The sequence below is a fragment of the Amorphus coralli DSM 19760 genome (genome assembly GCF_000374525.1).
Lineage (GTDB): Bacteria > Pseudomonadota > Alphaproteobacteria > Rhizobiales > Amorphaceae > Amorphus > Amorphus coralli.
In genome coordinates this window covers 848,393-870,018 of sequence record NZ_KB894570.1, presented here as the reverse complement: position 1 = coordinate 870,018, position 21,626 = coordinate 848,393, and the positions used below count along the sequence as shown (strand labels likewise).

Below are 21,626 nucleotides of genomic sequence, written 5' to 3'. Positions count from 1 at the left end.
GGGCGCTACTCGGCGGCCAGACGGACGCCGAGGCTTGCGCCATCGAGCAGCGTCCGCGTGGCGCCTTCCACGTCGTCCTGGCGCATCAGGCTCTCGCCGACCAGGAACGCGCTCACGCCGACATTGGTCAGCCGGGCGATGTGGTCGGGCTCTGAGATGCCGGACTCGCCGACGATCAGACGGTTGCCCGGCACGCGCGGCGCCAGCGTCTCGGTGGTCTCCAGCGCGGTCTCGAAGGTGCGCAGGTTGCGGTTGTTGATGCCGATCAGGACCGCCGGGATGTCGACGGCGCGGGCCAGTTCGTCCGCGTCATGCACCTCGATGAGGGCATCCATGCCGAGATTGTGAGCGGTCTCCACCAGCCGAAGGGCGGTGTCGTCGTCGACTGCGGCCATGATCACCAGGATCGCGTCGGCGCCCCAGGCCCGGGCCTCGAACACCTGATAGGTGTCGAACATGAAATCCTTGCGCAGCACCGGCAGCGCGCAGGCGGCGCGCGCATCGCGCAGGAATTCCGGGGCACCCTGGAAGGATGGCTCGTCGGTCAGCACGGACAGGCAGGTCGCGCCGCCGGCCTCATAGGCCTCCGCCAGCGCTGCGGGATCGAAATCCTCGCGGATAACGCCCTTGGAGGGGGAGGCCTTCTTGACCTCGGCGATCAGGCCGGGGCGGCCGGAAGCAACGGCTGCTTCCAGCGCGGCCCGGAACCCGCGCGGGGCGGGAGCGTCGCGCGCCAGGTCCTCGAGCACGGAAAGCGGACGGACCTCTTTCGCGGCTTCGATCTCGTCGCGCTTGTACGCTTCGATCTTGGTGAGAATATCGCTCATGCACTACTCGTTCGATGACGCCACCAGCCGGCCCAGCACGTCCAGTGCCCGGCCGCTGTCGATGGTTTCCGCCGCGAGTGTCGCTCCTTCCTGGAGCGTGTCGACCCGGTCGGCGACGATGAAGGCGGCGGCCGCGTTCATCAGCACGATGTCGCGGTAGGCTCCGGCCTTCCCCTCAAGCACCTCGCGCAGGGCTGTGGCGTTTTTGTGAGCATCGCTGCCGATCAGCGTTTCCAGCGGCCAGCGCGGCAGGCCGGCATCCTCCGGCTTCACGGTGAATGTGGTCACCTCGCCGCCGTCGACGGAGGCCACCTGGGTCTCCGCCGTGACGGTGATCTCGTCGAGGCCGTCGGTGCCGTGGACCACCCAGGCCTTCTCGGTGCCGAGCTCGGCGAGCGCGCGTGCGATGGGCTCCACCCAGCGGCCATCGAAGACGCCGACGAGCTGGCGCTTCACGCCGGCCGGGTTCGATAACGGGCCGAGGATGTTGAAGATCGTGCGGGTGCCGAGCTCCACCCGGGTCGGGCCGACATGCTTCATCGCGGCATGGTGGGCCGGCGCGAACATGAAGCCGACACCGGCCTCGCGGATGCAGCGGGCGATGGTGCCGGGGCCTAGCTCGATGTTGATGCCCAGGGCGGCGAGCACGTCGGCCGCACCGGACTTCGACGAGAGAGCCCGATTGCCATGCTTGGCGACGGGGATGCCGGCGCCGGCGACCACGAAGGCCGTGCAGGTGGACACGTTGTAGCTGCCCTTGGCGTCGCCGCCGGTGCCGACGATGTCGATCGCATCGGCCGGGGCATCCACTCGCAGCATCTTCTCGCGCATGGTTTCCACCGCGCCGGCGATCTCGTCGGTGGTCTCGCCGCGCACCCGCAATGCCATCAGCAGGCCGCCCATCTGGGAGGGCGTCGCCTCGCCGGACATCATGATGTCGAAGGCCCGCCGGGCGTCGGTCCGCGAGAGGGTCTCGCCCTGCGCCACCGTGTTGACCAGGCCCTTCATGTCCGACATCGCGGCTTCCCCCGTGGATCGCGCCCCGTCCGGCGGGACGCGCGCTGCGTGATCGTCTCTCGTCGACCGGAGAGGCTGGCCGCCGCGCGGCCCGGCCAAGCCGTTCCGGATTCGTGCCCGGGGCAGGCGCGGCACCACCGTCGCGCGCCCCGAGGCTCAACTGGACTATCTCAAAGTGCGGCCGGGGTCACGCCCCGCCCGCCCGGCGGATCAGCTGCCGAAGTCGGAGTTGGGAGCCCCGACGATCTGGTTGAGCATCTGCTGGTTCACCTGAACGCCGCGTTCGCGTTCCAGCGCCGCCACGTACTCGCTCACGAGACCGTCGCCGAGGGAGCGCTGCAGGCGCTGCCGGGCAGGCTCGTTGTCGGCCGCCTCCGCGAAGAAGGCCGGCTTGTCTACCGAGGCGACTTCCAGCACCACCCGGCCGCCATTGGCGCCGGTGACCGCGTCCACGGTGCCCTGCGGGCCCTCGAAAGCGGCGGAAATGGCGGCGGCCGGCAACCCGGGCGCGGACCCCTCGCGGGTGAAGGGCTCGGAGGCCTGCACGGAGGTGTCCATGGCTTCCGCCACGGCCTCCATGGTCTCGCCGTTGCGGATGCGCGTCACCGCTTCCGTCGCGAGGTCCTGCGCCTGGGTGGAAAGCGCGTCCTGCGTCCAGGCGGCCAGTACCTGGCCGCGCACCTCGTCGAGCTCGCGGTCGCGGGCCGGGATGATGTCGGCGACCCGGTACCAGAGATAGTCCGCCTGGGCGACCTGGATCGGCGGGTTGTCGACACCGGGCTCGGTACCGAAGGCGTCGCCGAGGAGCTCGCTCTTGGCGGGCAGCTCGACCGGCGTGCCGTCGGGCGCGTTGCCGGCCTGGTCGACGGCCTCGACGGTGCGCAGGTCGAGGCCGAAGCGCTGGGCGACCTCCGTCATGGTGGCGCCGCCGGCGAAGGCGTCCTCGATGGAATCGTAAAGGTCGATCACCTCGCGCTGGGCGTCTTCGGTGGCGATCTCTTGGCGGATCTGGTCGGCGACCTCCTCGAAGGGCTGGCGCTGGGCGGGCTCGATGCCGGCAACGCGCACCAGCACCGTGCCGAAGCGGCCGTCGACGATTGCAACGCCGGGCCCGTCCATGCCGAACGCAGCATCGGCCACCGCCTCGTCGACGATCTCGTCGCGGGAAACGCTGCCCAGGTCGACGTCGGCCAGGGTCCGGCCCTCGCTGGCGGCGACCTCTTCCATCGAGGCGCCGTTCTCCAGGCTGTCGCGAGCGGCTTCGGCGGCGGCCTCGTCCGGGAACACGATCTGCTGGACCTGACGCGTCTCCGGCGTGCCGAAGCGGCCGGTGGCGCGCTCATAGGTGGCTCGGGCGTCATCGTCGCTGACGGAAGAGGGGTCGGCGAGCGCTTCGGCGTTGGCGCGCAGCAGCGTCAGGGAGCGGTATTCCGGAGCCGCGAACTGCGCCTTGTTGTCGTCGTAGAAGGAGACGAGCTCCTCCTCGGTCGGATCGGCCAGCGCCGGCAGCGCGTCACTGGAAATCACGAAGTAGCGCACCGTGCGCTGCTCGTTGCGATACTCGTTGATCGCCTCGAGATAAGGCGTCGGCACGTCGAGGCCGCCGAACAGGCCGTCGACCAGCTGGCGCCGGTCCATCCGCTTGCGCTCGTCCTCGATGTAGGCGTCCTCGGTCATGCCGTTGTTGGCGAGGATCCGCTGGAACTGGGTGCGGTCGAACTGGCCGGACGGGCCGCGGAAAGCCTGCTGCTCGCGGATCTGCTCCGCCACCCGTTCGTCGCCCACATTGACGCCGAAATCGGTGGCCGCGTCGGTCAGCAGCGCATCCGTGGCGAGCGTCGACAGGATCTGCTGCGGCAGGCCGTAGCTGATCGCCTCGTCGGCGGGGATCGGCCGGCCCATCTGCTGGCTGAGCCGCTGGATGGCGCGCTGGTAGTCGCGCTGGAACTCCACGGCGGTGATTTCGGTGTCACCCACCTTGGCGAGCTGGTTCACTCCGAATCCGCGGAAGATATCGGCGATCCCCCAGATGCCGAAGCTGACGACGAGAAGGGCGATGAAGAGCTTGGCGACCCAGGTGCCGGCGCCGCGCCGCATTTGCGTGAGCATGGAGAATGGTTGACCGTTTTAGGGTTCCAGGGGGTTCGTCGAGGCCGCGGATCATAGAAAGCGTGTCCGCGCGCGGCAAGCGTGTGGACTTTGACCCGTTCAGGGTTTTTCTTTGCCCCCGGGATCGCTGGGCCAGACCGGCCCGCGGCAGGAGTTCGGGAGGAGGTACGCGCGTGACGTCCACGCTCATCGCCGGCAACTGGAAAATGAATGGTCTCGCGGCGTCGATCGCGGAGCTCGAATCGGTCATCGCGAGCCGCTCGGAGATTCCGGACACGGTCGGGCTGCTCTTGTGCCCGCCGGCGACGCTGGTCGCGGCCTTCGCCATGCGCGCGCAGCACACCGGCGTCTCGGTCGGCGGACAGGACTGCCACCCGGCGGAGAAGGGGGCCCACACCGGCGACATTTCCGCGGAGATGCTGAAGGATGTCGGTGCGGGCTTCGTTATCGTCGGCCACTCGGAACGGCGCGCCGATCACGGCGAAAGCAACGACGTGGTGAAGGCAAAGGTCGAGGCCGCCTGGCGGGCGGGCCTCGTGGCGATCGCCTGCGTCGGAGAGACCGAGGCCGAGCGCGACGCCGGCAGGACACTCGACGTCGTGGGAAGCCAGCTGGCCGGATCGCTGCCGGATGGCGCCACCGTCGATACCCTCGTTGTCGCCTATGAGCCCGTCTGGGCGATCGGCACCGGCCGCACGCCGACAGTGGAAGACGTGGCTTCGGTCCATGCGGCGATCCGCAAGGCCCTGGAAGAGCGCTTCGGCGAGGCGGGCAAGTCGATCAAAATCCTCTACGGCGGATCGGTAAAGCCCGACAACGCCGCAGAGCTTCTGGCGGTGGATCACGTCAATGGCGCTCTCGTGGGTGGTGCCAGCCTCAAGGCGAGCGATTTTCTCGCCATCGCCAGGGCGGCGTGACTCGGACACCGTGACGACACGGGTTCAGCCTGCGCCCTGCCGGTCGGCGGCTGGATGGTCGTGCCGGCCGGCCTGAACGAATCGCGCGGTCGCGACTTCATGAAGGACGGGCCTTCATCCACCGGACACGCCGGTCAGAAGGAGGCTCGTGACTGGCCGCGTGACCGCTGGAGCAACCCGCCCGGCGGCAAGCGGCAGCTGGAGCGCCTCGTCGATGATGGAACCTCTGGTCTTTATTCCCGGCCTTGCCTGCACCGAGCACCTGTTCACGCCGGTGATCAACGAGCTGAAGGATCGCGTGACAATTCACGTGGCCGACATTCGCGGTCCCGACACGATGGACGCCATCGTGGAAAAGGTTCTGGCCGAAGCGCCGTCGCGCTTCTCGCTCGCCGGTCTCTCCATGGGCGGCTACGTGGCGATGGAGATCGCCCTGAGGGCGCCCGACGAAGTCGCGAAGCTGGCGCTGCTCGACACCAAGATGCGGCCGGATACCGAGGACGAGAAGGCGGCTCGCCACAAGCTGATGGAGATGGCCGCGAGCGGCGGTCTGAACGAGGTGATTGCGGTCCTCACGCCGCGCCTGCTGCATCCTGACAATGCGGAAGACCCCGACCTTGTGCGGATCATCCGCCAGATGACGGAAGAAACGGGCGCGGACATCTTCATGGCTCAGGAGCGGGCGCTGCTCGGCCGCCGCGACATCTCGGGTCTGGTTCCAGGCATAACGGTGCCGACGCTCGTCGTGGTCGGCGACGAGGATGCCATCACGCCGCCCTCGGCCGCGCGGGAGATGCACGAGGCGCTTCCCGACAGCACCCTGGTGACGATCGAGAATGCCGGCCACCTGACGACACTCGAGCAGCCCGAGGCTGTGGCCGAAGCTCTCGCCGACTGGCTGAAGTTGCCGCATACTGTATGACCCGAGGGAGGCGACGGGAATGGCCTGGCGGCAGCTGTCCATGAACGAGGCGGAGGCCCATCCGCTCTACGGTGTGAAGGGCTGGCTGCTCGTCTTTCTGGCGCTGTTCGCGCTGGGCGGTGTCGTTGCCGTGCTCGAGCTCGTCCTGCCGGAACCGGCGGGGTACGCTTCGCTCTTTGGCTACTTCGACCGTCAGGTCGCCTGGGTGGATGCCGTGCCAGCCCTCATGCTGTTCGGCACGGCGATGCTCGGCTTCGCCCGGGCGCCCCTGTTCGGATCGCTCATCGTTCCAATGGTGATGTTGCGCTTTCTGGGCTTTGCGCTGGCGGCGTCCACCTTCGCCTTCGAGGCCCTAACGGTCGAGGGTGCGCGGAGGCTGGCGCGACAGGAGGTCCTCGTCGGCGGTATTGTCATGATGGTGGCGATCTATGCCGTCTTCTGCGCCCTGCTGTGCTGGTATTTCATCGCGTCGAAGCGGGTGAACGTGACCTACCGCCACCGGGTTGCCGACCACGGCGAGCCGGCGCCCACGGACACCATCTGGGATCCGCTTCTGGACGAGAAGGTCGGCCCGCGAGACGGCGGCGCCTAGACGTCCAGCGCGTCGAGATCGGCGAAGGCGGCGTGCTCCTGGATGAAGGCGAAGCGGGCCTCAGCCTTATTGCCCATCAGCCGATCCACCGTGTCGCTCGTTGCCTCGACATCGTCGTCCACCATGACCCGCAGCAGCGTGCGCGAAGCCGGGTTCATGGTGGTCTCCTTGAGCTGACCGGGCAGCATTTCGCCAAGGCCCTTGAAGCGGCCGATCTCCATCTTCTTGTTGGCGTCGAACTCGGTCTGCAGAAGCTCGGTGCGGTGGGCGTCGTCGCGCGCATAGAGCGTCTTGGAGCCCTGTGTCATCCGGTAGAGGGGCGGGGCGGCGAGATAGAGCCGGCCGCCGCGGATCATCCCCGGCATTTCCCGATAGAAGAAGGTGATCAGCAGCGAGGCGATGTGGGCGCCGTCCACGTCGGCGTCCGTCATGATGATGATGCGTTCGTAGCGAAGGTCCTCCAGCCGAAAGGCCGAGCGGGTACCGCAGCCGAGCGCCAGCATCAGGTCGGAGAGCTGCTGGTTCTGGGCCAGCTTGTCGCGGCCGGCGTTGGCGACGTTGAGGATCTTGCCGCGCAGCGGCAGCACGGCCTGGGTGGCGCGGTTTCGAGCCTGCTTAGCGGAGCCGCCCGCCGAATCGCCCTCCACGATGAAGAGCTCCGTGCCGGAGGCCTGGCCCGCAGTGCAGTCGGCGAGCTTGCCGGGCAGCCGCAGCTTGCGGGTGGCGCTGCGCCGCTGGACGTCGCGCTCCTGCTTGCGCTTCAGGCGTTCCTCGGCCCGATCGACGGCGGCCTCCAGAAGCTGGGCGGCGCGGGCCGGATCCTCGGCCAGCCAGTGGTCGAAGGAATCGCGCACCGCCTGCTCGACGATGCGGACGGCCTCCTGAGAGGCCAGCCGATCCTTGGTCTGGCCGACGAATTCGGGCTCGCGCACGAACACCGACAGCATGCCACCCGTCAGCGCCATGAGGTCGTCGGCAGTGACCTGGGCGGCCTTCTTCTGGCCGATGCGTTCGGCGTGCGCCTTGAGACCCTTCAGGAGGGCTGCGCGCAGACCCTGCTCGTGGGTGCCGCCCTCCGGCGTCGGGACGGTGTTGCAGTAGGACTGCAGGAAGCCGTCGAAGAGCACGAAGCCGACGGCCCATTCCACCGAGCCGTGGCGTCCGCCATCGCCGGCGCGGCCGGAGAAAAGGCCTTCGACGACGCGGCGTTCGCCCTTGAGCCGTTCGGCCAGATAGTCGGCGAGGCCGCCGGGAAACTTGAAGACGGCCTCCTGCGGGACATCGTCGCCGCGAACGAGCTCTGGCGAGCAGCTCCAGCGGATCTCCACGCCGGCGAAGAGATAGGCCTTGGCGCGGGCCATGCGAAGGACGCGTGTCGCATCGAAGTGGGCGCTGGTTCCGAAGATCTGGGTGTCCGGCAGGAAGCGGACCGTGGTGCCGCGCCGGTTCATCACCTCGCCGCAGTCCTCCACCGGGCCCTGCGACAGGCCGCGTTCGAAGCTCTGGCGATAGAGGCGCCGGCCCCGCGCGACCTCAACGTCGAGCCGGGAGGAGAGGGCGTTCACCACTGACACGCCGACGCCATGCAGGCCGCCCGACGCCTCGTAGGCCTTCGAGCCGAACTTGCCGCCCGCGTGCAGGGTGGTGAGGATCACTTCCAGAGCCGAGCGGTCCGGAAAGCGCGGGTGCGGCTCCACCGGGATGCCGCGGCCGTTGTCGGCGACCGACAGGCTGCCGTCGGCGTCGAGGTGAACCTCGATGCGGGTCGCGTGGCCGGCGACGGCCTCGTCCATCGAGTTGTCGAGCACCTCGGCGAACAGGTGGTGGAGCGCCTTGGCGTCGGTGCCGCCGATATACATGCCCGGGCGGCGCCGGACCGGCTCCAGACCCTCAAGGACCTCGATGTCGGCTGCCGAGTAGCCCCCGTCGGTATCCTGCGGCGCCGGGGCTGCGCGGCGGGCACTGGCCTGCGGCCGGGCGGCCTGGCGCCGTGGCTGCGCAGGAGCCGGGGACTTGGACGGGCCCTGGTCAGGCACGCCGGCAAAGAGATCGTCGCTTTTCGACATCGGCAGTCGGTCCAGTTCGGTCGGGAGCGGGGGAGCGAGCGAATCACTCGGGCAAAGTCTGGCATGCGCGGCGCGGGATGACGAACCGATCGGCGGGACGGGTCTCGCGCCGGCGGCCGCGACGAGGATGTCGCCTCTCGGCCGCATCTTGGCAAGGGCGGCACTCGGTTACCCGCCCGAGTGCGCGCGATACGCGCCTGCAGAATGCAGGGGTAGGCGGGCGGTTGCAGTGTCCGAATCCCGCCGCAGATGGCGCGCGTCATCACGAAGTCGCCGCGCGGCCGCCACACCTTGTGTCGTCTTTGCAACAGCGCTCGGATGGAGTCGTCGGCAAGGCCCGTCAGGCATGGCATTCGCCCCCTTTGTGCCACAAACCGGGCCGACCGGTGTTGCCAGCAAACGATTGGACCTTCGGGTCCGGCCGCGTTCAGCCAGTGGGCTGATGGCCGTTTGCGAACAGGACGAGGATGTTTCGGTGTCGGTCTCGGCGAACAGAACACGGGGAAGCGAAGGTGCCGGCCTTTGGGCGGCCTCCGCCATGGCTGCGTGCTCTGTCAAAATCACCGCATCCAGCGCACCGCGTGCGTCTGGCCGCAGTGTCGCCGAAAACGGATCCTACATGTCGTCCGGCCGCGGGGTGCCGATGGCGCGCCGGGTCGAACGGGGGGCAAGGGAGATCTGTGTCGATAGGCGGTCGAGTGGACCGCGCGAAGGGCGGCCTCGCCGGTCTTCGCTGTTGAGCCGGAAATGGTCTGCTATGCGCACCTATGAGTTCGTTGCCTGCGCGTTGTTTGCAGGCGCCTTCCTGACCTTCCAGGCGGCCGACGTCCGCGCAGCCGACGCTCTGCCGCCGGTTCCCGCCGCTCCGCCTGCGAAAACCTCGACGCTGCTCGACACCTTCCGCGACGGCGTCCGCGCCTACTATCGCGGCGACAAGGCCGCGGCAGTGGACAAGCTGCGCACCGCTGCCGAGAGCGACCACACCATGGCCCAGTGGAAGCTTGGCCGGATGTACGCCGACGGCGACGGCGTCGACGAGGACGATCTCAAGGCGTTCGAATATTTCAGCCGCGTCGCAAACGCCCACGTGGACGAGCTTCCGAACTCGCCCCAGGCGCCGTTCGTGGCCGATGCCATCATCGAACTCGGCGACTACTACCTGACCGGCATCCAGGACAGCGCGGTGAAGCCGAACGTCGATCGGGCGCGCAATCTCTACACCTATGCCGCCTCCTATTTCGGCAGCGCGCAGGCCCAGTACCGGCTCGGCCGGATGTATCTGGAGACCCAGGAGACCGGTCGGGATCCGCGGCTGGCGGCGCGCTGGCTGAAGCTGTCGGCGGAGAAGGGCAACCCGGAGGCTCAGGCGCTTCTCGGCGACCTGCTGTTCTTCGGCGAGGAGATGCCGCGCCGGCCAGTCACCGGCCTGATGTGGCTGACCATCGCGCGCAAGACCGCCAGCGGTCCCGACAGCGGATGGATCCGCGAGCGCCAGGAGCGGGCCTTCACGCGCGCCTCCGACGACGAGCGCAAGCGTGCCACCCAGCTCGCCGATGCCTGGATCGGCTCGAAGAAAACCAACTGAGCGCTGCTTCGCGCGTTGAGTCGGAATTTGGTCGTTTATCTTTCAAGTTCAGTCTTTTGAACCGGAAAGCTCGCCTCACAGGCGAACGTTTTGCGCGCCGTCTGGGCGCGCCGTCTGGCCCGGCGCCACGGCCGCCGTCGGACATCCCTCCGACAACACCCGCCACGATGTGATGTTCTGGTTGCGCTCGCAGCGCACCAGCCGCTCCTTGTCGCCCACCTTCATGCAGACGATGGCGCCGAGCGGGTGCTGGCCGTTGCGGTCGCTGCACACGCAGGGGATCTCCGCCTGTGCCGGGGCGGCAGGGGCGACACTCCAAACCGCCAGCACTGCGAGCAGAAGGCGTCCGGGTCCCATGCGGAGAGTGTAGCAGGTTTTGGGAATGATGACCCGCAGGCGGACGAGCGGCGTGGACGCCGCATCGCGAGCAACGCCTACAGACCCAGCGTCACGATGACCGGCACGTGGTCCGACGGCTTCTCCCAGCCGCGCACGTCGCGGTCGATGGTGACGTCCTCGAGCCGGTCGGCGGCCTGCGGCGACAGGAGCAGGTGATCGATGCGTATGCCGTTGTTTCGCTGCCAGGCGCCGGCCTGGTAATCCCAGAATGTGTAGCTCGGCTCGTCGGTGGTGGAGCGCACCGCATCGACATAGCCCAGTGCCTGAAGGCGGCGGTAGAAGTCGCGGCTCTCCGGCTGGAACAGCGCGTCGTTCACCCACACCTCCGGCTTCTTCGCGTCGATGGCATCGGGGATGACGTTGTAGTCGCCGGCGAGCACCGTCGGCTCCTCCAGCGCACGCAGCTCCTCTGCCCGGGCGATCAAACGTTCCGCCCAGGCGAGCTTGTAGGGGAATTTCTCGGTTTCGATGGGATTGCCGTTCGGCAGGTAGATGCTGGCCACCCGCACGACGCCGTCATCGGTGGAGACGACGCCTTCCAGGTAACGCGCCTGCACGTCGTCCGGGGCGCCGTCCAGGCCGCGCACCGGGTCTTCCAGCGGCCGCTTGGAGAGGATCGCGACGCCGTTGAAACCCTTCTGGCCGTGGGTGGTGACGTTGTAGCCGAGCCGCTCGAAGGCCTCGCCCGGGAACGCCTCGTCGACCGACTTGATCTCCTGCAGGCAGACGATGTCCGGGTCCGCCTCGCCGAGCCATTTCAACGCGGTGTCGAGCCGCGCCTTGACGCCGTTGATGTTCCAGGTCGCGATCTTCACGTGGTCCCCGCCGTTCGCGTGTGCACGGCCCAGCCGTGCCGAATCCCTCGGCGCCAAGGTGACGCGGGCGGCCGTCTCTGCGCAAGCGGCATGCGGCCGCGGCGCCTCAGAACAGCGAGAAGCTGGTGCCGCAGCCGCAGGAGGCGGTGGCGTTCGGGTTGTTGATCTGGAACGACTGGCCGATCAGGTCGTCGACAAAATCGATCTCCGAACCGGACAGATACTGCAGCGACACCGGATCGATGAGCACGGTCGCGCCGTTGCCGGCGATCACCGTGTCGTCGCTCTCGCGTTCGCGCACCAGGTCGTAGGTGTACTGGAAGCCCGAACAGCCGCCGCCCGACACGCCGACGCGCAGCGCTGTGTCGGAGGGCTCGTTGCTCAGGATCTTGGCAATCCGGCGCATCGCGCGCTCGGTCACCACCACATCGGCTTGAACGTCTGCGTCCATCGCCACTCAATCTCCAGGCCTTGTCGTAAGGCTCAACTTGTCAGCATGCCTGACCCATAGGTAAGACTTCGCCGTCCATCGTAAAACCCCCGGCGGTGCCGGGAAAGGGGATCGGGTGAGCGACGATTTCGCCTACGACCGTCCGCGGGCGGGCTACGCCTCCGATCCGGCGCGCTCGCGCGGCCGGCGCATCGAGGAACCGGGAAGCCGCACGCGCTCGGATTTCCAGCGCGACCGCGACCGCATCGTCCATTCCACCGCGTTCCGGCGGCTGACCCACAAGACGCAGGTGTTCGTCTCCCTGGAGGGCGACCACTACCGCACCCGGCTGACGCATTCGCTTGAGGTCGCCCAGATCGCGCGCTCCATCTCCCGGGTTCTCGGCCTCGACGAGGACCTGGCCGAATCCGTCGCGCTCGCCCACGATTTCGGCCACACGCCCTTTGGTCACGAGGGCGAGGACGTGCTCGACCGGATGATGCAGGGCTTCGACGGTTTCGACCACAATGCCCAGTCCTACCGCATCGTCACCCGGCTGGAGCGGCGCTACGCCACCTTCAACGGGCTGAACCTCGCGTGGGAGACGCTGGAGGGACTGGTCAAGCACAACGGTCCCCTGGCCGACCGCGAGGGCAACGGCATCGGGCGCTATGCCGGCCGGCCGCTTCCGCACGCCTTCCGCACCGATCCGGGCTTTCTCGCGCTGGAGCCGTGGACGCAGCCCGGTCTCGAGGCCCAGGTGGCGGCGATCGCCGACGACATCGCCTACGACGCCCATGACATCGATGACGGACTGCGGGCCGGGCTGATTGATGTCGACGATCTGAGGGAAGTGCCGCTGGTGGGCGGCTTCCTGGAGGAGATCGACGCACGCTACCCGGATCTGGAGCGGCCTCGCGTGGTCCACGAGATCGGTCGGCGGGTGCTGACGCGGATGATCGAGGATGTGATCGACGAAAGCCGCCGCCGGATCGCTGCCGCTGGCGTGGAGACGGCCGACGACGTGCGCGCCCATTCGGACATGCTGGTCGGGTTTTCGCCATCGGTGTCGGAGGCTGAGAAGGCGGTGAAGGCGTTCCTCATGGCACGCGTCTACCGGGCGCCGTCGGTGCTTGCCGTACGCGAGCGCGCGGGCCGGGTCGTCAGCGACCTGTTCACCGCCTTCGTCGAGCGGCCGGAGACGATGCCGGACGAATGGCGCGGTGATCTCGACCCGGCCAACGCGGACCAGCTTCGCCGCAGGGTGTGCGACTACATCGCCGGCATGACCGACCGTTTCGCCTTCCACGAACATCGCCGCCTGTTTGACGCCACCCCGGAATTGCGGTAGATCACGCGCCGTCCGCGAGGGCCGATTTCCCGCTGAAAAGTCGTTTTGTTTCAATGTTTTGTGACGCTTCTGCGGAGGGTCGGCCACGCCACGGCGGTGGCAGGGCTCGCGGCGGATGCGTCAGCGCTTGTTCGGATAGTCCATGAATCTCTTCAACGAATTCGCCGACCGGGTCGCGGCGGCCCTCTCGCGCATGGATCTCGCCGGTCCCGACGGGGCCGCGATCGATCGCTCGAAGATCGTCGTCGAGCCGCCTCGCGACCCGAGCCACGGCGACCTCGCCACCAACGCCGCGCTGGTGCTGTCGAAGCAGCTGGGCCGCAAGCCCCGGGAGCTGGCGACGGAACTCGCCGCGCAGCTTGCCGAGGACGCGGATATAGACTCCGTCGAAGTGGCCGGCCCGGGCTTCGTGAACATCCGGCTTGCCCGAGCCATGTGGGCCACCGTGCTTGCCGCGGTGTTGCGCGACGGCGCGGGCTACGGGCGCAGCGCGGTCGGCGCGAGCCGGCCGATCAACGTGGAATATGTCTCCGCCAACCCGACCGGTCCGTTGCATGTCGGTCACTGCCGGGGCGCAGTGGTGGGCGACGTGATCGCCAACCTTCTGGATTTCTGCGGCTACGACGTCACCCGCGAATACTACGTCAACGACGCCGGCGCGCAGGTGGACGTGCTCGCGCGCTCCGCCTTCCTGCGCTACCGCGAGGCGCTGGGCGAGGAGATCGGCGCGATCCCGGACGGGCTCTATCCCGGCGATTACCTGAAGGGTGTCGGTGAAGCGCTGGCTGCCGAGAAGGGGCGGACCCTCCTCGGGATGGACGAGGCGGACTGGCTGCCCATCGTCCGGCTCTACGCCGTCGACAAAATGATGGAAATGATCCGCGAGGATCTCGCGGCGCTTTCCATCGAGCACGACGTGTTCTTCTCGGAGCGCTCGCTCACCACGAACGGCCGTGACCGGGTGGCGGAGGCGATCGCCAGCCTGCGCGAGCGCGATCTCATCTATCAGGGCACCCTTCCGCCGCCGAAGGGGCAGGCCGTCGAGGACTGGGAAGACCGCGAGCAGACGCTGTTCCGCTCCACCCAGTTCGGCGACGACATCGACCGCGCCCTGATGAAGTCGGACGGCAGCTACACCTACTTCGCCAGCGACATTGCCTATCACTACGACAAGATCCTGCGCGGCTTCTCCGACATGATCGACGTCTTCGGCGCCGACCACGGCGGCTACGTGAAGCGCATGAAGGCGGTGGTCGCGGCACTGACCGACGAGCGCGGGTCGCTGACCATCGAGCTCACCCAGCTGGTCAAGCTGTTCCGGGGCGGCGAGCCCGTGCGGATGTCCAAGCGGGCCGGCGACTTCGTCACCCTGCGCGACGTGGTCGACGAGGTCGGCACCGACGCCGTGCGTTTCATGATGCTGTTCCGCAAGGCCGACGCGCCGCTGGACTTCGACTTCAAGACCGTGACCGAACAGAGCCGGGACAACCCGGTCTTCTATGTCCAGTACGCCCATGCCCGTTGCGCTTCTGTCCTCCGCCAGCTCGGCGAGGAGATGCCGGACGTGACAGTCGAGCCCGCGGCGCTTGCCGGCGCAGACCTGAGCGCGCTGGAGGATCCCGGTGAAACGGCCCTGATCGCCAAGATCGCCGAGTGGCCGAGGATCGTGGAGGCGGCGGCCGACGCGCGTGAGCCGCATCGCGTGGCCTTCTACCTTCATGACCTCGCGAGTGCGTTCCACGGACACTGGAATCGTGGGAAGGAACTGCCACACTTACGCTTTATTAATCCTGACGATCCACGGTCCACGAAGGCTCGGATCGCGCTGGTCGTCGCGACACGGACGACACTCAAGGCAGGGCTGAGCGTCCTGGGAGTGTCGGCTCCGGACGAGATGCGCTGACGGCAACCGAGGTGGCACCGAACCGAGACGCTTGACGTGAGACAAGGTGTACGGCGGTTCGCTATATGACGAATTCCAATTCGAACGTCCGCCGCTCCATCGGCCCCCGCAAGGCCGGTGAGGGCGATCCCGCCGAGGCATCGGACCCGCTGGCGGAACTGACCCGCTTCATGGGCGGGCAGGACGGCGACGCGCCGCGTCCGGTACGCCGTATGGCTGACGAGGACGTCGAGGGCCTGTCCGAACCGGAAGCGCATCCGCGGCGCATTCCCCGCCGGCCCTTTCTCTCCACGCCGGAAAGCGAGGAGCAGGGAGCCGATCCCGATGCTCCGGATGCCCCCGAGGACTCGTTCGGAAGCAGCGCGGACATCGACGAGTCGGTCGAAGAATCGCCGGGCGAGGACGACGATGCGACGGGCGACCGATTGGCGGGCATTCCGTATTCCGATGACGGGCCGTCCGCTCCCGCGGCCGGTCCGGCGGGTGCCATGAGCGAAGTCCAGCCAGTGGATCAGGATCCTCTGGCGGTCGATGCGCCGGAGGACGACGGGGACGACGACCCCTTCATGCAGGCGTTGATGGACGAGCTGGAGTCCGACGGAACGGCCACGCCTTCGGGTGGTGCCACCTCCGACCCCGTGCCGCGCGTGCGCCCGTCTTTCTCCTTCCCTTCGACGAAGCCGTCGGACGCGCCGAGGCCAAGCTTCTCGCGCGCCACTCCGACCGCGCCTGCCGCGCCGGCAACGCCCTCGGTCCGCCCAGAGCCGGCCCGCCCGCCGGAGCCTGCTGCGCGCCCGGCCGAGACGGAGCGTCCGGCCTTCGGCAGCTCTGGCGCGCGCCCGATCGCGCCGGCGAGCCGCGAGAATGCCGAGCGTGTCGAGCATGCCCGCGACCACGATGCGATCAGTTCGGAGGCGGCCGGCGCACTGGAACAGCTGCGCAGCCGCCTGGCGCGCCATGGGCCCGCCGCGCCGGCAGCCGACACGCTGTCTCCCGACCTGGTGAGGCCAGCGACGAGCTGGGGGGTGCCCCAGTCCACACCGACGCCCGCAGGCGAGGCAGCGCCACGTCCGTTCCAGTCGCGCGCCACCCCCGTGGCGAGCGACGCACCGGACCGGCCGCGATCCGAGCAAACCGTGACGGCACCCGTTCCGGATGCGCCCCCGCCGTCGGCGGTGGATGAAGACCGTGACACTCCGCCCGCTGTTGGCTGGGAGCGGGAGCGCGACCCTCTCGGAGACGATTTCCGGGACACAGCCGAGTCCGAGTACGACGAATCCGACGCGACCTCGGACATCGACCTTTTCGCCGATGAACCAGCCGACACCGAGGCTGGGCACACCGACGACGAGGATGCCGGATGGACCCTCGACGAGGACGCGCTTGCCGACGCGATCGCGCTGTCGGTTGGCGGCCACGCGGCTGAAGGCGATGAGGACGCGCCGCTGGAGACGGTGTTCGGCGACGATCCGCTTTCCTCCGATGCCGATGACGGCGAGGAGGGTGGGGAGCACGTTGCCACCGATCTCGACGGCATCGATTTCGAGTTCGATCTTGTTGCGGCCGAGCCAGACGCGACGGCGGACGACTTCCGCAAGCCTGCTGAGCGTGGAGAGGACCCGGACGATCTTCCCGAGGAACTGGACGCGCCGCTCGACCCCGACCGCGAAGATGCAATGCTCGCTCCTCCACCGTCCTTCGTGCGCGCAGGTCCCGCCATTCCGGTCGACGATGCCGATGACGAGGTCGACGGCGCCAAAGACCCTGACGACGTGGACGAGGCTTCGGTTGCCGGTCCTGAGCGAACCGGGGGCACGACGGAGGGGCGCGAACCGGACGAGAACGAGGAGGACGATGGGCCTCCGAGCGTCTTCCCGGCGCTGCCGCCCAAGGTTCGCCGGGCCGTGCCCGCGTTTCGTTTCGGGCTCGATGCGGCGGACCGCCCCCATGATCGTGACCCCGAGCCGGCTCCGGCCCCTCCCGCAAGCGATCTCGATTTCGATCTTCCCGGCCTTGGCGGCACCGATCCGTGGAGCCGCTGGCCCGCGGCGTCTTCACAGGCGGCCAAGACGGGCGCCTCAGGGGGAACGTCCGGCGAGACTTCCGGGGTGGCCGATCGCCTGTCCGATGCCCTGTTCGACGAGGATCCGCGTCAGCCCGCAGCGCCGCGGGGCAAGGCTCAAGGGTCTGCGCTGTCCGGTGCCGACTGGCCGGCGAAGCCCTCCGTCGCCATGCCGGCAACCGGCGGTGACGCGGAAACGGACGATTATGACGACGCGTACGACGAGGAAGACTACGCGGACGACTATTACGACGAATCCGAGCCCGAATGGGACGACGAGCACGCGTTGCCTCCGCATTCGCTGGAGGAGATGGACAGCGCTCTGGGCCTGTCGGAGCGTCCCCGCCGTCGATATGGCCGCTCGGTGGCGGCTGTCGTCCTGCTCCTCCTCCTCGGCGGAGGCGGCTATGCGGCATATTCCATCCTGTCGGGTGGAGAGCAGGCCGCGGATGGTCCGCCGCCGGTGATCAGGGCCGACACCGACGGGGTCAAGGTCATGGCGGAGGGAGACGACGCCGATACGGCAGACGGCTCCAAAGCGATCTACGACCGGGTCGGCGAGACCGGTACCGAGAGTGGCCGCCTGGTGCGCAGCCGCGAGGAGCCGATCGATCCGACCCAGACGAGCAGCGCTGGAAATGGCCTGTCGTCGCCGATGCTGCCGAAACGGGTTCGCACCGTCGTGGTTCGTCCGGACGGGACGATCATTCCGGCGGAAGAACTGAATGCGAGCTCGGGCAACACCACGGGGCTCATTCCGCCGGCGCCCGATGAGACCAGCACCGAAGCGCCCGCCGAGCCGGTGACCACGTCGCCGGCGCCGGTGGCGGAAACCGCGCCGGAGAGTGCGCCTGCGCCGACCGACATCGCGACTGCCGACGACGCCGCCCCGAGCGGGCCGGAGGCCACGAGCCCGGATGCCGCGACCGAGACTGCCACCGACGCGGCGCCTCCGGCCGACGACGGGCAGGAGACCGCGGAGGCCCCCGCAGCCGAGGTGCTGTCGCCGATCCGGACCTCCGAACGCATCGTTCCGGAACCGGAAGCCGCCCCCGCTCCGCGTCCGGCCCCGTCGGAAGGCACCCGCACCGTGTCCACCACCCGGGTCACGTCCACACCGCAGCAGAGCGGTCCGCTGTCGCTGGTTCCCGATGCGGGCACGACGGACACCGCCGCCACCAGCCCGTCTGCAACGCTTCCGGCACCGGCGCGCACGGCGGCGCCCGACACATCGGTAGGCGAGCGCGTTTCTCCGGCCCTGTTGGCGGCCCAGACGCGGCGGGCCAACCAGCAGGCCACCCAGGCGCCGACCCAGACCCAGACGGCCGCAACCCAGCCGGCGGCGACAAGCGCACCGGCAGCCGCGTCCACAGGCGACTGGGCCGTCCAGGTCTCCTCGCAGCGCTCTGCCGACCAGGCGCAGACCGCCTACCGTCAGCTGCAGCAGCGATTCCCGGCCGTGCTGGGTGGCCGCGAGCCCTCGATCCAGTCGGCCGACCTGGGCTCGCGCGGCACCTTCTACCGGGTGCGCCTGCCAACCCAGACCCGCGAGCAGGCCAACCAGCTCTGCGCCGAGCTGAAGGCGGCGGGCGGCGACTGCTTCGTCGGGCGCAACTGAGCCCGGCCGTCCAACGGCCCGACGGTCCCGGCCCGAGCCGGGGCCGTGTCGGGTCCGCGACTTCCGCATCCCGCCCATCTCCGCTATCGAGAACAGTCCACCCAGGCCGGGATTCGCCGGCGTGAGCGAAGGGCCGACCTTGAGCGAGACAACAGCCTTCATCACCGGCCTGTCGGGGCCGGTTCTCACCGTCGACGAGGATCATTTCCTGCGCGAGGCGGCGCCCTGGGGCGTCATCCTGTTCCAGCGCAACTGCGTGGATCCCGGGCAGGTGCGCCGGCTGGCCGCCGACATCCGGTCGGCGCTCGGCTGGCAGGCGCCGATCCTCATCGACCAGGAGGGCGGCCGCGTGCAGCGGCTGAAACCGCCGCACTGGCGCGCCTATCCGCCGTCCCGTGTCTACGGAACGCTCTATGCCCGCGATCACGCGGAGGGCCTGGAGGCCTGCCAGCTCGGCACCCGGCTGATCGCGGCCGACCTGCGCGCGCTCGGTCTGGACGTGGACTGCCTGCCGCTGGTGGACGTGCCCGTGGAAGGCGCGCACGACATCATCGGCGACCGCGCCTACGGCACCGATCCCGACACCATCTCCACGCTTGCCGGCGCCGCCATCGACGCGCTGCTGGAGGGCGGCGTCCTGCCGGTGATCAAGCACGTGCCAGGCCACGGGCGGGCGCGCTCCGACAGCCATCTGGAGCTGCCGGTGGTCGACGCTGCGTGGGACGAGCTTGCGGCCGCCGATTTCCTGCCCTTCGGCCGCTTCCGGCGCTGTCCGCTGGCGATGACCGCCCACGTCGTCTTCACCGCCGTCGATGCGGAGCGCCCGGCGACCACCTCCGATGAGGTCATCGGGCGGGTCATCCGGGGCACGATCGGCTATGATGGCTGTCTGATGAGTGACGATCTCTCGATGAAGGCCCTCTCTGGCAACCTTGCCGACCGCGCGGAGGCGTCGATTGCCGCGGGGTGTGACCTGGCGCTTCACTGCAACGGCAAGCTGGCCGAGATGGATGCGGTGGCCGGCGCGGTTCCCGTGCTCGCCGGGGACGCGCTCGCGCGCGCCGACCGGGCGCTGGCCGCGCGCCGCGAGCCGGAGCCCATCGACGTCGCGGAGGCACGCCAGCGGTTCGCCGACCTCGTCCAGCCTGTCTGGACACCACCCGGGGGATGATGCGGTGAGCGACCCGTCCGCCGATCCGTTCGACGCGCCCGTCCGCAGCGAACCGACGCCCGACGACGCGGACGCCCTGCACATCGACGTCCGCGGGTTCGAGGGGCCGCTCGACCTGCTCCTGGCGCTGGCGCGTTCGCAGAAGGTGGACCTGACCCGAATTTCCGTCAGCGACCTGGCCGAGCAATATCTCGCCTTCATCGAGGCGGCCCGGAAAATCCGGCTCGAACTCGCCGCCGACTACCTCGTCATGGCCGCCTGGCTCGCCTATCTGAAATCGCGCCTGCTCGTGCCGAAGCCCGAGGCCGACGATGAGCCGTCGGGCGAGGAGCTTGCTGCCGAACTGGCCTTTCGGCTGAAGCGGCTGGAAGCGATGCGCCAGGCCTCCGAGGATCTCCTGCAGCGCCCGCGCCTCGGCGTGGAGGTCATGGCGCGCGGCGCACCGGAACCCATCGGCGTGAAGCGCCAGACGCGCTGGCAGGCCACCGTCTACGATCTCCTGACCGCCTACGCATCCCAGCGCCAGCGCGAGATGGTCACCGTGGTGCGGATGCGCAGGCGCGTGGTCTGGTCGCTCACCGATGCGCGCACGGCGCTGGAACGCGTCGTCGGGCGCATCGCCGACTGGACGCCGATCGACCTGCTCCTGGAACACTATCTCGTGGACCCGTCCGAGCGCACGACGGTGCTCGCCAGCACCTTTTCCGCCAGCCTCGAACTGGTGCGGGAGGGGCATCTGGAACTCAGGCAGAGCGAGGCCTTTGCGCCGATCTACCTGAAGACCCGTACGGAGGATGACGCCTCGTGAGCGAGACGGACCGCAATCTCTTCGGCGACAACGTCACGAACCTGTCCTCGCGCGAGCGGCGCGAGCACCTGCGCATGCTCGAGGCCATGCTGTTCGCCTCGGCCGAGCCGCTGACGGAAGCCGTGATGGCCGAGCGGATGCCGCGCGGAGCGGAGATCGCCTCGCTGCTGGAGGATCTGCAGCACGTCTATGCCAGCCGCGGCGTCAACGTGGTGCAGGTGGCGGGGGGCTGGGCCTTCCGCACCGCCGACGATCTTGCCTTCCTGCTGTCGCGCGAGGCGGTGGAACCGCGCAAGCTGTCGCGCGCCGCGCTGGAGACGCTCGCCATCATTGCCTACCACCAGCCGGTCACGCGGGCGGAGATCGAGGAGGTACGCGGCGTCTCGACCTCGAAGGGCACGCTGGACGTGCTCTTGGAGACAGGCTGGATCCGGATGCGCGGCCGCCGCCGCAGTCCCGGCCGTCCGGTCACCTATGGCACCACGCCGGCCTTCCTGGATCATTTCAACTTGCAGGCCGTCGATGATCTGCCGGGCCTCGACGAGCTGAAGGGCGCCGGGCTCCTGGAGGGGACCCCGCCGCCGGGGTTCCGGGTGCCCGTGCCGAGCGATGTCGATGCGCTGGGTGCGGACGAAGATCCACTGGAACAGGCGGAAGACGACGCCGACGAAGGCGCTGACGAGCCTGACGACCACCACTGACCGGCGGACGAACGGCCGTGCGGGGTGGCAAGCGTCACGCCACCAATTCCCGCTAGGGGTCCGGGACGGGACTGAACCCAACACGGCACCCGGGGGTGTCGTCGTGCATATCATCGGCGATGTTTTCGAGCTGATTGTGAAGAAGGTCCGTCGGGACGCCCGGCACTGGGATCCCGGCGCTGCCGTCGGTTCGGCGGAGCGGCGTGCGTCGCAACGCCGCCGGGGTCGGCCTGCACTTGCCCGTGCTCCCAGATACGATAGGAAGCACGGGCAGGGCCGCGCGCAGGGTGCGGTGCCGTGAGGGGCGGGTGCCACGTGGCGGCTGAATCGACA

Annotated in this window: 17 protein-coding genes; 10 read left to right on the top strand and 7 right to left on the bottom strand. The window is 68.9% G+C overall.

All coding sequences use genetic code 11. The annotated features are described in order from the left end of the window. Positions 1–5: 5 nt before the first annotated feature. The 3 genes from trpC to C507_RS0103940 form a co-directional block, all read right to left on the bottom strand. Entirely contained in the window at positions 6–827 is an 822-nt protein-coding gene (trpC, locus tag C507_RS0103950; RefSeq protein ID WP_018698361.1) for an indole-3-glycerol phosphate synthase TrpC, read from the bottom strand. Between the two features lie 3 nt (positions 828–830). Next, the gene (gene trpD / locus C507_RS0103945; RefSeq protein WP_018698360.1) at positions 831–1,844 is read right to left on the bottom strand and encodes an anthranilate phosphoribosyltransferase; all 1,014 of its coding nucleotides are present in this window, start codon (positions 1,842–1,844) and stop codon (positions 831–833) included. 210 nt (positions 1,845–2,054) lie between these two features. Beyond that, the gene (locus C507_RS0103940; RefSeq protein WP_018698359.1) at positions 2,055–3,953 is read right to left on the bottom strand and encodes a peptidylprolyl isomerase; all 1,899 of its coding nucleotides are present in this window, start codon (positions 3,951–3,953) and stop codon (positions 2,055–2,057) included. Between the two features lie 173 nt (positions 3,954–4,126). Between C507_RS0103940 and tpiA the strand changes: the two genes are divergently transcribed. From tpiA to C507_RS0103925, 3 genes are all read left to right on the top strand, one after another. After that, complete coding sequence (gene tpiA, locus C507_RS0103935; protein WP_018698358.1) at positions 4,127–4,870, top strand: triose-phosphate isomerase; 744 nt, start codon at positions 4,127–4,129, stop codon at positions 4,868–4,870. A gap of 214 nt (positions 4,871–5,084) precedes the next feature. Continuing rightward, complete coding sequence (locus C507_RS0103930) at positions 5,085–5,792, top strand: alpha/beta fold hydrolase (RefSeq protein WP_018698357.1); 708 nt, start codon at positions 5,085–5,087, stop codon at positions 5,790–5,792. A 19-nt stretch (positions 5,793–5,811) separates the two neighbouring features. Further along, positions 5,812–6,384 carry a hypothetical protein gene (locus tag C507_RS0103925; protein ID WP_018698356.1) on the top strand — a complete coding sequence of 191 codons (573 nt, stop codon included), beginning with the start codon at positions 5,812–5,814 and terminating at the stop codon, positions 6,382–6,384. Here C507_RS0103925 and parE read toward each other — a convergent pair. After that, complete coding sequence (gene parE / locus C507_RS0103920) at positions 6,381–8,450, bottom strand: DNA topoisomerase IV subunit B (protein ID WP_018698355.1); 2,070 nt, start codon at positions 8,448–8,450, stop codon at positions 6,381–6,383. The genes C507_RS0103925 and parE overlap by 4 nt on opposite strands. Positions 8,451–9,207: 757 nt before the next feature. Between parE and C507_RS0103915 the strand changes: the two genes are divergently transcribed. Continuing rightward, on the top strand, positions 9,208–10,035 hold the full coding sequence (locus C507_RS0103915; RefSeq protein ID WP_018698354.1) for a tetratricopeptide repeat protein: 828 nt from the start codon (positions 9,208–9,210) through the stop codon (positions 10,033–10,035). A gap of 75 nt (positions 10,036–10,110) precedes the next feature. On the opposite strand, the gene C507_RS20295 is transcribed toward C507_RS0103915, so the two are convergent. The 3 genes from C507_RS20295 to erpA all read right to left on the bottom strand — a co-directional run bounded on the left by C507_RS20295 (position 10,111) and on the right by erpA (position 11,700). Further along, positions 10,111–10,308: a hypothetical protein gene (locus C507_RS20295; RefSeq protein WP_018698353.1), complete on the bottom strand. Its 198-nt coding sequence runs from the start codon at positions 10,306–10,308 to the stop codon at positions 10,111–10,113. Between the two features lie 161 nt (positions 10,309–10,469). Next, positions 10,470–11,249 carry an exodeoxyribonuclease III gene (gene xth / locus C507_RS0103905; protein WP_018698352.1) on the bottom strand — a complete coding sequence of 260 codons (780 nt, stop codon included), beginning with the start codon at positions 11,247–11,249 and terminating at the stop codon, positions 10,470–10,472. A 106-nt stretch (positions 11,250–11,355) separates the two neighbouring features. Then, the gene (erpA, locus tag C507_RS0103900; RefSeq protein ID WP_018698351.1) at positions 11,356–11,700 is read right to left on the bottom strand and encodes an iron-sulfur cluster insertion protein ErpA; all 345 of its coding nucleotides are present in this window, start codon (positions 11,698–11,700) and stop codon (positions 11,356–11,358) included. 115 nt (positions 11,701–11,815) lie between these two features. On the opposite strand from erpA, the gene C507_RS0103895 reads away from it, so the two are divergent. From C507_RS0103895 to scpB, 6 genes are all read left to right on the top strand, one after another. Beyond that, a complete protein-coding gene (locus tag C507_RS0103895; RefSeq protein ID WP_018698350.1) occupies positions 11,816–13,030 on the top strand; it encodes a deoxyguanosinetriphosphate triphosphohydrolase in 1,215 nt (404 codons plus the stop codon). 142 nt (positions 13,031–13,172) lie between these two features. Further along, complete coding sequence (gene argS, locus C507_RS0103890; protein WP_018698349.1) at positions 13,173–14,933, top strand: arginine--tRNA ligase; 1,761 nt, start codon at positions 13,173–13,175, stop codon at positions 14,931–14,933. A gap of 65 nt (positions 14,934–14,998) precedes the next feature. Beyond that, a complete protein-coding gene (locus tag C507_RS0103885; protein ID WP_018698348.1) occupies positions 14,999–18,613 on the top strand; it encodes an SPOR domain-containing protein in 3,615 nt (1,204 codons plus the stop codon). Between the two features lie 139 nt (positions 18,614–18,752). Next, the gene (gene nagZ, locus C507_RS0103880; protein WP_040400452.1) at positions 18,753–19,784 is read left to right on the top strand and encodes a beta-N-acetylhexosaminidase; all 1,032 of its coding nucleotides are present in this window, start codon (positions 18,753–18,755) and stop codon (positions 19,782–19,784) included. Positions 19,785–19,860: 76 nt separating this feature from the next. Beyond that, positions 19,861–20,592, top strand: coding sequence for a segregation and condensation protein A (locus C507_RS0103875; RefSeq protein ID WP_051089695.1), 732 nt, complete (start codon positions 19,861–19,863; stop codon positions 20,590–20,592). Beyond that, positions 20,589–21,293, top strand: coding sequence for an SMC-Scp complex subunit ScpB (scpB, locus tag C507_RS0103870; protein WP_018698345.1), 705 nt, complete (start codon positions 20,589–20,591; stop codon positions 21,291–21,293). Before C507_RS0103875 ends, scpB begins: the two co-directional genes overlap by 4 nt. Positions 21,294–21,626: the final 333 nt, after the last annotated feature.